This is a genomic window from Deinococcus sp. YIM 77859, from assembly GCF_000745175.1.
Taxonomy (GTDB): domain Bacteria; phylum Deinococcota; class Deinococci; order Deinococcales; family Deinococcaceae; genus Deinococcus.
The window spans coordinates 1,022,501-1,032,500 of the sequence record NZ_JQNI01000002.1 but is presented as its reverse complement, the minus strand read 5'-3'; the positions used below and the strand labels follow the sequence as shown (position 1 = coordinate 1,032,500).

Here is a 10,000-nt window from a genome sequence, read left to right as displayed (position 1 = left end):
AGCGGTCGGAACCGGGGTTGGTGACCGGGGAGCCCCGGCGCCCGTTGTCGATCAGGGCGTCCACGGCCTCCTGCAGCATCCGCTTCTCGTTGCGGATGATCATGTCCGGCGCGCCCTGGCTCATCAGCTTCTTGAGGCGGTTGTTGCGGTTGATGAGTCGGCGGTACAGGTCGTTGAGATCAGAGGTCGCAAAGCGCCCGCCGTCCACCTGCACCATGGGGCGCAGGTCGGGCGGCATCACCGGCACCGTCTCCAGAATCATCCACGACGGGTTGTTGCCGCTGCGCTTAAAGGCGCGCACGACTTCCAGGCGCTTGCGGGCCTTGGCGCGCTTGTGGCGCGAGGAGTCTTTCATCTGCTCGCTCAGTTCGGCCTCGAGCTGGTCGAGGTCGAGGTCATCGAGCAGCTCCTTGACGGCCTCCGCGCCCATCTTGGCCTCAAAGTCGTAGGACTCGATCACGCGGACCTGCTTGCGCACGAGGTCGATCTCCACCCGGCCGCTGATCTCGCTGCGGAGATTGCCGCTGTCCGCGAGTTCGTCGCCCGGCTCCACCCGGTCGCCATTCACAACGAGCGGCTCGTCCTGGTAGGGGTAAACCTTGGCGCGGCTCACGATGATGGAGGCGGGCGCATGCAGGGTGATCACCCCATCCGCTTCCGCGATGACCTCCTCTTCCTTGTCAATCGCCCCCACGACCTTCTGCCCAGCACGAACTTCCGAACCGTCACCAACGAGCACGTGCATGGTGGGGTTGATGGGGTACTCGACGCGGCGAGTCCAGTGCGCCGTCACCCGCACGTCCCCCTTCTTCTTGGGGAAGGTGACGTTGGTCAGCCGGCTGTCGCGGCTCACCCGCAGGCGGTCTCCCGCCTCGGCGGTGGCAAGCACCGTTCCCGCCTCCACCACTTCGCCTTCTGCAACCTGCACGTTCATCCCGTGCGGGATATAGACGCGGGCCAGCACTTCGCCCGCAGCGGCGTCCTCGGCAGCGCTATCACGCAGCTCCACCATCACGCTGTCTTCGCCCATGTCGAGCAGGAAGGCGGTGCCGTCCACCGGCGAGGTGAGCTGCACGTCACTTTCGAGCTCCGCCAGGATCTCGCCGGGGCGGAAGCTCTCCTGCTGCACGAGAACATCCGCCGGAAGGGGCAGGGTGGCTTCTGCCTCCTCGGCATAGGCGATTTCGGCGCGGCGGGGGAAGCGGTACTGCGCCAGGCCGTCCATCTTGGAGACGACGTTACCGCCGAGCACCTGGCCGCGGGTGACGTACTCGCCGTCACGGATGGCCGCCTCGGTCCCGACCGGCAGGGTGTACGTCTCCTGACGCCCGAAGCGCAGCTCGCGGTACTCGTCATCGCTGAGGAGTTCGCCGCGTCGCAGGGGCCGCCCGTCCTTTTGGGCGTTCAGGGGGTTGGTGACGATGAAGGAGGAAAAGTACAGCACCTTTTCCAGTTGCGCTGCGCTGAGGTCGAGCAGGGTGCCGATTTTGCTCGGCATGTCCTTGACGTACCAGATGTGCGCGGCGGGCGTCGCCAGGTCGATGTGGCCCATGCGGTAGCGGCGCACCTTGCTGCTTGTCACTTCGACGCCACAGCGTTCGCAGACCTTGCCCTCGTAGCGTTGGCGCTTGTACTTGCCGCAGGCGCACTCGTAGTCCTTGATGGGGCCAAAGATACGCTCATCAAACAGGCCCTCGCGCTCGGGCTTCAGCGTGCGGTAATTGATCGTTTCCGGCTTCTCGACCTCGCCAAAGCTCCACTCGCGAATCTTTGCGGGGCTGGCGATGGCGATACGGACCTTGTTGAAGTCTTTCAAAGTCGTGCTCCTTGGGGGGGAGGCTTGGGGGAGCGGTCAGCTTGCAGCATCTTTGGCCTGGGCCGGAGCTTTCGCCGCTGACGGCTGAAGGCTGACCGCTGACGGCTCGCGCATCAGCGCTTCGGCATCATCCCTTCAAAGATGTCCACCGGCCGGTCAGCGTTATCGAGCACCTCGACGTCCAGGCCGAGCGAGTGGAGTTCCTTGACGAGCACCTTAAAGGACTCGGGAATGGTACTGCCGGAGACTTCTTCGCCCTTGACGATGCTCTGGTAGGCGGCGTCGCGCCCGTCGATGTCGTCGGACTTGATGGTGAGCATCTCCTGGAGGGTATGCGCCGCGCCGTAGGCTTCGAGCGCCCACACTTCCATCTCGCCGAAGCGTTGGCCGCCGAACTGCGCCTTGCCGCCCAGCGGCTGCTGGGTGATGAGGGAGTAGGGACCGGTGGAGCGGGCATGCAGCTTGTCTTCCACCATGTGGTAGAGCTTCATCACGTACATGGTGCCCACCACGACGGGCCCACTGATCGGCTCGCCGGTACGTCCGTCGTACAGGACGCTCTTGCCGGTGCGGGCAAGCTGCATCTGCGCCTGCTCATAGTTGCCGTTCGGCGGGTTGATCACCCCGAGCTTCCCGGCACGCTCCAGCACCTCCTGCTCACGCTTGTCGAGCTCAAAGCCCTCGTCCTTGCGGCGCTGGAGGCGTTCGGCAGCGGCGACTTCCAGCATTTCCTTGATCGCCGCCTCGGTCGCCGAGTCAAACACGGGCGTCACAAACTTCTGGCCGGTCAGGCGCGCGACCTCCCCGAGGTGCGTTTCCAGAATCTGGCCCAGGTTCATGCGCGAGGGCACGCCAAGGGGGTTAAACACCAGGTCCACGGGCGTGCCGTCTTCCAGGTAGGGCATGTCCTCGGGGGGCAGGATCTTGGAGACGACGCCCTTGTTTCCGTGGCGATTGGCCACCTTGTCCCCCACCTGGAGCTGGCGCTTCTGGGCCACGTACACCCGGACCATCTCGCGCACACCGGGTTTGAGGTCTACGCCCTCGTCTCCACGGCGGAAGCGCACGGTCTTCACCACGATGCCGCCCTGGCCGGACTGCACACGCAGCGAGGTATCTTTCACCTCACGGGCCTTTTCACCGAAGATGGAGCGCAGCAGCCGCTCTTCGGGCGTCGGCTCAGACTCGCCCTTAAAGCTCGTCTTGCCCACCAGGATGTCCCCGGGCTTGACCTCTGCGCCCACGCGCACGATGCCGTCCTCGTCCAGGTCACGCAGCGCCGCTTCCGAGAGCCCCGGAATGTCGCGGGTGATCTTTTCGGGGCCGAGCTTGGTGTCTCTGGCCTCGATCTCGTCTTTCTCGATATGCACCGAGGTATAGAAGTCCTTGCGGACAAGCCCTTCGGAGATGCAGATCGCGTCCTCGAAGTTAAAGCCGTCGAAGGGCATGATCGCGATGGTGATGTTCTGACCCAGGGCCAGGCGGCCGTACTCGGAAGCCGGGCCGTCTGCGATCACCTGCCCCGGCACCACCTCGTCTCCCACGTTGACGATGGGATGCTGGTCGAGGTTGGTGCCCTGGTTGGAACGGGTGAAGCGCACGAGCTCAAAGGTACGGATGTTGCCCGTCACCAGCCCTGCTTGCGGGGCGTCCTCCGTCAGCGTGACCTGAATGACGCGCGAATCCACGTAGCTCACGCGGCCCGTCACGTCGCTGATCACACTCGTGCCGGAGTCGGTCACCACGCGCTCCTCGACGCCGGTGCCCACCGCCGGGCTTTCCGCACGAATCAGGGGCACCGCCTGCGACTGCATGTTCGAACCCATCAGGGCGCGGTTGGCGTCGTCGTGCTCGAGGAAGGGAATCAAGGACGTGTTGATCGAGACGATCTGCTTGGGCGAGACGTCCATGAAGTCCACTTCGGCGGGCGTGTACAGCATCGGGTCGCCCTTTTTGCGGGCCAGGACACGCTCTTCAGCAAAGGTGCCGTCCGCGTTCAGGGGGCTGTTCGCCTGCGCGATCACGTAGCGGTCCTCGATGTCCGCCGTCATGTACACCACGTCGTCCGTCACCCGGCCATTCTCGACCCGGCGATAGGGGGCCTCGATAAAGCCCAGATCATTCACCTTCGCGTACGAGGACAGCGAAGAGATCAGGCCGATGTTCGCGCCTTCTGGCGTCTCGATCGGGCAGATGCGCCCGTAGTGGGTGCGGTGCACGTCGCGCACGTCGAAGCCCGCGCGCTCACGGGTCAGGCCGCCCGGTCCCAGCGCGGAGATGCGGCGCTTGTGGCGCAGGTCCGAAAGGGGGTTGGTCTGGTCCTTGAACTGCGAGAGCTGGGAGCGGCCAAAAAACTCGCGCATCGCCGCCACGATCGGGCGGTTATTCACCAGTTTGGTGGGGGTGGCGGCGTCGGGGTTCCCGAGCAGCATCCGTTCGCGCACCCCCCGCGCCATGCGGCCCATCCCCACCCGGAGCTGATCCGCGAGCAGCTCGCCCACCGTGCGCACGCGGCGGTTGCCGAGGTGGTCGATGTCGTCTTCCGTCACCGGCACCTCGATGGCCACGCCGTCCTCGTCGGCTCCCATCGTGACCGTTTCCAGGCCCTGCTGGAGGGCCATCAGGTAGCGAATGGTATCCACCAGGCCCGCGTCGCTGAAGCGGCCATCCGCAAAGGTCAGGAGTGTGCGCTCCTGGCGCTGGGTGCCCAGCTTGGTGTTCATCTTGAAGCGGCCCGGTTCGCCCAGGTCGTAGCGCTTGGGGTCAGCAAGCAGGCCGTAGAGGTACTGAATCGCCTTGTCGCGCTTGGGCGGGTCGCCGGGGCGCAGCACGGTGAAGAGGCGCAGCAGGGCCTCGTCGGCATTCATGCCCGCGCTCTTGTCCTCGGGCAGTTCCGCTTCGGGGTCAAACTCGGTAAACAGGGCCCGCAGTCCTGCGTCGTCATAGCCCAGCACGCGCAGCAGCAGGCTGACCGGGAACTTGCGCTTGTTGACCTTCATCTCCAGCACGCCGCCGTTGAATTCCAGCTCGATCCACGGGCCGCGCTTGGGCATGGGGATGATGGCCGCCGTGTACATCTTTTTGATGCCCTTGTAGGCCGAAGTGAAGTACACGCCAGGCGAACGGTGAATCTGGCTGATCACCACGCGGTCGGCCCCATTGATCACAAAGGAGCCGTCTTCCGTCATCAGCGGCAGGTCACCCAGGAACACCTGGTCTTCTTTGATCAGGCCGCTGTCCTTGTGAATCAGTTGCAGCTTGGCGTACAGCGGTGCCTGGTACGTGAGGTCCTTTTCACGGCACTCTTCCGGCGTGTAGGGCGGCTCGCCCAGGCGGTACTCTAGGAAGTCGAGCACCAGCCCCGTCGAGCGGCCCTTTTCTGTCTCGTCGATGGGGAAGACTTCGCGGAAGGCACTTTGAAGGCCCGTGTCCTCGCGCTGGTCGGGGGCTCGGTCGGCTTGCAGGAACGCCCTGAAGGAGTTCACCTGCACTTCGGTCAGGTTGGGCAGCGGGATCACTTCGGTGATCTCACCGAACCGCTCAATGCGCGGTCTCTGATCAGTCAGGCTCATTCACACCTCGCGCACCCTGGGTGTTGCACCTGCGGCCTCTCGGGGCGGCTAAAAAGGCGCAGGCGAGACCGCAGCTTCAGTCGCTGCGTCCCGGCAAGAACGTGTTAGTTGTGGAGTCTGCTTGCGCTCAAAGCTCTCCTGCCCAACCCATCATGGTTGGCGACAGTCAAGTATAGGTGGAGAAGTGGGCTTTTTGCAAGGGGTAGGATGGAGCTGTGGACGCCCTTGAACCGTTCCTTCCCACGCTCCTCCTGCTGATGCGGGGCCTTACCCTCCTCTGCTTCATTCATGCCCTGGTCACCCGCCAAGACCTCTACTGGCTGCTTCTCCTGGGGCTGGCCCTCTTCCTCGGCGGCATCTTGAGCACCGTGGGGGCCTTGGTGTACGCCTTGACCGTGTTCTTCCCCTCGCTGCGTGGGAGTGGCCGCGCAGCGAGGCGGGCCCTCGGGAGAGGCGTGGAGGCCATCAAGCCCCTCGACGTCCGCATCCGCGAGGCGCAGGAGCGGCTTTCGGAGAGTGATACCCTCGCCCACCGCACCGACCTTGCCGCGCTGCTTGCCCGTGCGCGGCGCGCCGCCGAGGCGCAGGCCGTCCTTCAGCCGCTCCTTTCGGGTCTCTATGCGGGTGACCCGGTGGTGTTGCTCACCAGTGCCGAACTGGAACTTGCGCGGGGAAACGCCGCTGCTGCCGAGGCGCTGCTTGACCGAGTGGATCTGCGGACCAGTGCCGCGACCCGCACCCGCACCCTGACGCTGCTGGCTCAGGCTCAGGAGGCGCAGGGCAAGACGGCTGAGGCGGACGCGACCTACCGCGAGGCCATCACTGCCGCGACGACCGAAGAACCCCGCGCCCGTTACGCCGCCTTCCTGCTGAAACAGGGAAGACGGGAGGAGGCCGCCGGGCTTCTCGATCAGATGGCCCGAACCGAGCAGCGGGCAACCGGCCTCTACCGCCGGCAGGAACGCGAGTGGTTTCAGATGGCGGCGGGGCTGCGGCGCGAGCTGAGGTAGAGCGCTCGGCAAAAAACAAAAAAGAGGCCCCGAAGGAGCCTCTTTCCTTGTTCTGCTGAGCCTACCAGCGGTCGTCGCGCCGGGCAGGACGGCTGCTGTAGCCCCCCGCAGCAGCCGGGGCCGCCTTTGTCACCACGATGTTTTTGGCCTGTGGCCCCTTGCCGCGCTGGCCGGGTTCGATCTCGAACTCGACCTCGTCCCCCTCGTTGAGCTTCTTGAAGCCCTGGGCCTGGATGGCGCTGAAGTGCGCAAACACATCAGGACTGCCTTCCGTCTCGATGAACCCATAGCCTTTTTCTGCGTTAAACCACTTCACTCGACCTACAGCCATCTTCAACTCCTCAAGGAGCCCTGGCAGAAAAGAGACGCGGCGTGTTTACCGCGTCTCTCACAAGGGATCTGCTGGAAAACTCCGCGCCCACTCTCGCGCACCCCAGCCCCAAAGAAGGTGAGCTGGCACACCAGACAAAAACCCCCTGCGTCAAGCAGGGGGCTGCACACCCGGTGGGGCAGGGAATTAGCGGATTTCGACCTTGGCGCCAGCGCCCTCGAGCTGGGCGCGGAACTTCTCGGCGTCTTCCTTGCTGACGCCTTCCTTGATCGGGCCGCCCTTCTCGCTGAGGTCCTTGGCTTCCTTGAGGCCCAGGCCGGTGATGGCGCGCAGTTCCTTAATGACGTTGATCTTGCTGGCGCCCGCGTCCACAAGAATCACGTCGAACTCAGTCTTCTCCTCCACGGGAGCAGCAGCAGCCCCCGCGCCCGCGCCACCAGCGACGGCGACAGCGGCGGTGACGCCCCACTGTTCTTTCAGCGCGTCGATGAGGTCGGCGAGTTCCATGATGGTGAGGGTGCTGAGCTGGTCAATCAGAGCCTGCTTGTCGTAAGCCATGGTGGTGTCCTCCGGTACTGGATATTGAGGGGAAATGGGTGGTGGTGGAAAGGGGACGGATCCGAAAGCTCAGGCCTGGGCTTCGGCAGCGCCGCCAAGCTTGTCGCGGTAGGCTTCGAGAATCCCCACGAAGTTGCTGAGGTGTGCGCTGAGAACGCCCACCAGTTCGCCCTGAAGGCTCTGCTTGCTCCCCAGGCTGGCCAGACGTTCGATCACGCGCACGTCCACACGGCTGCCTTCGACAAAGCCGCCCTTCACAGTGGGAATGCCGCGGTCATTGCCCTTGGCCGCGTCGCTGAGTGCCTTGGCGACGCCCGCCGGGTCCTCATGGGCCAGCACCAGGGCACTGGGGCCTTTCAGGGCGTCGCTGACATCGCGGCCACCCTCCTGCAGAGCCAGGTTGATCAGGGTATTTTTGGCAACAATCAGTTGCCCGCCCTTCTCGCGGATGTTCTTGCGCAGTTCGCTGAGCTGCCCGGCGGTCAGCCCCTGGTAGTCGACGACGTAGAACGTCTCGACGCCCGTAAGGCTACTCCGCAGACTGCTTAGGTTCTGCTGGTTGCGTTCGTTCGCCACGTTGGAGACCTCCTCTGGTGGTGAACAAGTCCAGGTGCGCGGCTTGCGCCCTGACAACTCGGCGGGATATTTAAACCTGGCAAGGGTCCCCGCTGTCTACGGTGCCGAAATGAAGAGGTGCAACAGCGCACCGGGGTGCTGAAGTGAGTGGGGGAGAGTCGAGCAGGGCTTTCCTCTCCCCGGACCATCACGCCTGAGCCTGGCTGCCCAGTTGCAGGGGAATGCTCGGCCCCATCGTGCTCGTGAGGTAGGCGCTGCGGAGGTACACGCCCTTGGCCGCAGCCGGCTTGGCCGCCTCGAGGGCCGAGACAAGCGCCTGGTAGTTGGCGCTGAGGTTGCCGGCTTCAAAGCTGGCCTTGCCGATCGGCGCATGCACGACGCCCGTCTTGTCATTGCGGAACTCGATGCGCCCCGCCTTGAGGCCGCGCACCATTCCCGCCACGTCCGGACCAACGGTGCCGCTCTTGGGGTTGGGCAGCAGGCCGCGCGGCCCCAGCAGGCGTGCGAGGCGCTGGCCGATCAAGGCCATCATGTCGGGAGTGGCCACCACCGCATCGAAGTCCATAAAGCCGTTCGCGATGCGCTCGATCAGGTCTTCACTGCCCACCACGTCCGCGCCGGCCGCTTCCGCCGCCGCCACGTTATCGCCGCGAGTAATCACGGCGACCCGCACCGTCTTACCCGTTCCGTGGGGCAGGGCGACCGTTCCGCGCACGTTCTGATCACTCTTGCGGGGATCAATGCCGAGACGGAAGTGCACTTCCACCGTCTCGTCGAACTTGGCGGTCGCGAGATCCTTGACCAGGGCGGCGGCCTCATCGATGGTGTACTGCTTGGAACGGTCCACCTTTTCAGCGAGGGCGCGGTAACGCTTGCCGTGCTTAGGCATGGGGAGCCCCCTCGATGGTCACGCCCATGGAGCGAGCGGTACCCGCCACGGTGTTGGCGGCCGCCTCAACGCTTCCGGCATTGAGGTCGGGCATCTTGGTGCGAGCGATTTCCAGCACCTGATCCCAGCTCAACTTGCCGACCTTTGCCTTGTTGGGGGTAGCGCTGCCCTTTTGCAGCCCCGCAGCCTTGCGGATCAGGTAGCTCATGGGCGGCGTCTTGGTGACAAAGGTGAAGGAGCGGTCCGCGTAGATGGTGATCTCAACGGGGATAATCGCGTCCCCCTTGTCCGCCGTCTGCGCGTTGAACGCCTTTGTAAACTCCATGATGTTCGCGCCGTACTGACCCAGCGCGGGACCAACGGGCGGAGCCGGGGTGGCCTTGCCCGCAGGCAGTTGGAGTTTGACAACCCCTGCGACTTTCTTCATGCGTGTCCTCCTTAGCTCCCCCAGCCGACCAGGGAGGCCGGCGGGGTGCTGGCGCTAAGTTCTGCTGGGCGCGGCGGCCCAGCAGCAACTTTTTCAGTGTACAGGGCCAGAAGGCATCTGCCAAGCCTGGCCCGGTCGTTTCCGTTACTTGCTGACCTGTGCGAAGTCCAGCTCAACCGGCGTCTCACGGCCAAAGATGCTGACGAGCACCTTGACCTTGGCCTGCGGCGCGTTGACCTCGCTCACCACGCCGCTGAAGTCCGCAAAGGGGCCACTGGTCACGCGAACCATGTCGCCGGGCTTGAGGTCCACCTTCACGCGCGGCGCGGCTTCCTGCTGCGGTTGGGCAGCCACGCCCACCGAGGCGAGCAGGCGCTGCACTTCCTCGGGGGAGAGGGGCACCGGCCGAGTCGCCGTACCGACAAAGCCGGTCACACCGCTCGTGCCGCGCACCACTTCCCACGACTCACCCAGCTCGCCGGGCGCGTCGTCATCTTCTACATCCATCTGCACAAAGACGTAGCCGGGAAAAAGCTTGCGCTCCACCTCAACCTTCTTGCCGCCCTCCTGAAGCTCAACCGCTTTCTCGGTGGGTTGCAGCACCTGGAAGATTTTGGTGTGGAGCATGCCCAACTTCTTGGCGCGTTCCAGCAGGTGCTGCTGCACCCGGTCTTCCTGACCCACGTAGGTGTGGACGGCATACCACTCGATACTCATCCCAGCACCAGCCGAATCAGGGCACCAAAGGCGTAATCCATCAGGAACACGACCAGCGTCAGCGCGATCACGAAGATCAGCACCGCCTGGGTGCCCTCGATGAC

10 protein-coding genes (2 of these 10 cut by a window edge) are annotated in these 10,000 nt (G+C 64.6%); 1 reads left to right on the top strand and 9 read right to left on the bottom strand.

Annotation, left to right across the window (positions count from 1 at the left end):
* Window positions 1-1,816, bottom strand: the 5' portion of a protein-coding gene (locus EI73_RS05220) for a DNA-directed RNA polymerase subunit beta' (RefSeq protein WP_034384841.1). The gene continues 2,795 nt to the left of window position 1, outside the view; the window shows 1,816 of its 4,611 coding nt (coding positions 1-1,816); its start codon is at window positions 1,814-1,816; its stop codon lies off the left edge, out of view.
* Window positions 1,817-1,929: 113 nt separating this feature from the next.
* Window positions 1,930-5,388 carry a DNA-directed RNA polymerase subunit beta gene (locus EI73_RS05215; RefSeq protein ID WP_034384840.1) on the bottom strand — a complete coding sequence of 1,153 codons (3,459 nt, stop codon included), beginning with the start codon at window positions 5,386-5,388 and terminating at the stop codon, window positions 1,930-1,932.
* Window positions 5,389-5,603: 215 nt separating this feature from the next.
* Here EI73_RS05215 and EI73_RS05210 point away from each other — a divergent pair, with 215 nt between their 5' ends.
* A complete protein-coding gene (locus EI73_RS05210) occupies window positions 5,604-6,398 on the top strand; it encodes a hypothetical protein (protein WP_034384838.1) in 795 nt (264 codons plus the stop codon).
* 61 nt (window positions 6,399-6,459) lie between these two features.
* On the opposite strand, the gene EI73_RS05205 is transcribed toward EI73_RS05210, so the two are convergent.
* The 7 genes from EI73_RS05205 to secE all read right to left on the bottom strand — a co-directional run.
* A complete protein-coding gene (locus EI73_RS05205) occupies window positions 6,460-6,729 on the bottom strand; it encodes a cold-shock protein (RefSeq protein WP_034384837.1) in 270 nt (89 codons plus the stop codon).
* Window positions 6,730-6,915: 186 nt separating this feature from the next.
* A complete protein-coding gene (gene rplL / locus EI73_RS05200; protein ID WP_034384836.1) occupies window positions 6,916-7,287 on the bottom strand; it encodes a 50S ribosomal protein L7/L12 in 372 nt (123 codons plus the stop codon).
* A 69-nt stretch (window positions 7,288-7,356) separates the two neighbouring features.
* Window positions 7,357-7,863 carry a 50S ribosomal protein L10 gene (gene rplJ, locus EI73_RS05195; protein WP_034384834.1) on the bottom strand — a complete coding sequence of 169 codons (507 nt, stop codon included), beginning with the start codon at window positions 7,861-7,863 and terminating at the stop codon, window positions 7,357-7,359.
* Between the two features lie 187 nt (window positions 7,864-8,050).
* Window positions 8,051-8,752, bottom strand: a complete 702-nt coding sequence (gene rplA / locus EI73_RS05190) for a 50S ribosomal protein L1 (RefSeq protein ID WP_034384832.1) — start codon at window positions 8,750-8,752, stop codon at window positions 8,051-8,053.
* Window positions 8,745-9,179 carry a 50S ribosomal protein L11 gene (rplK, locus tag EI73_RS05185; RefSeq protein ID WP_034384831.1) on the bottom strand — a complete coding sequence of 145 codons (435 nt, stop codon included), beginning with the start codon at window positions 9,177-9,179 and terminating at the stop codon, window positions 8,745-8,747. Before rplK ends, rplA begins: the two co-directional genes overlap by 8 nt.
* 144 nt (window positions 9,180-9,323) lie before the next feature.
* Window positions 9,324-9,896 (bottom strand): transcription termination/antitermination protein NusG, encoded by a 573-nt coding sequence (gene nusG / locus EI73_RS05180; protein WP_034384830.1) that lies wholly within the window; start codon window positions 9,894-9,896, stop codon window positions 9,324-9,326.
* Window positions 9,893-10,000, bottom strand: partial view of a preprotein translocase subunit SecE gene (gene secE, locus EI73_RS05175; protein WP_034384829.1) — the 3' portion only. 72 nt of this gene lie beyond the right edge of the window; 108 of the gene's 180 nt are visible here — the last part of the coding sequence; the start codon falls outside the window, past its right edge; the stop codon is at window positions 9,893-9,895. Before secE ends, nusG begins: the two co-directional genes overlap by 4 nt.

Excerpts from the sequence above, each read along its gene's own strand:
- rplK (WP_034384831.1), bottom strand. The coding sequence starts at position 9,179 with ATGAAGAAAGTCGCAGGGGTTGTCAAACTCCAACTGCCTGCGGGCAAG.
- rplA (WP_034384832.1), bottom strand. The coding sequence starts at position 8,752 with ATGCCTAAGCACGGCAAGCGTTACCGCGCCCTCGCTGAAAAGGTGGAC.
- EI73_RS05215 (WP_034384840.1), bottom strand. The coding sequence starts at position 5,388 with ATGAGCCTGACTGATCAGAGACCGCGCATTGAGCGGTTCGGTGAGATC.
- rplL (WP_034384836.1), bottom strand. The coding sequence starts at position 7,287 with ATGGCTTACGACAAGCAGGCTCTGATTGACCAGCTCAGCACCCTCACC.
- nusG (WP_034384830.1), bottom strand. The coding sequence starts at position 9,896 with ATGAGTATCGAGTGGTATGCCGTCCACACCTACGTGGGTCAGGAAGAC.
- EI73_RS05205 (WP_034384837.1), bottom strand. The coding sequence starts at position 6,729 with ATGGCTGTAGGTCGAGTGAAGTGGTTTAACGCAGAAAAAGGCTATGGG.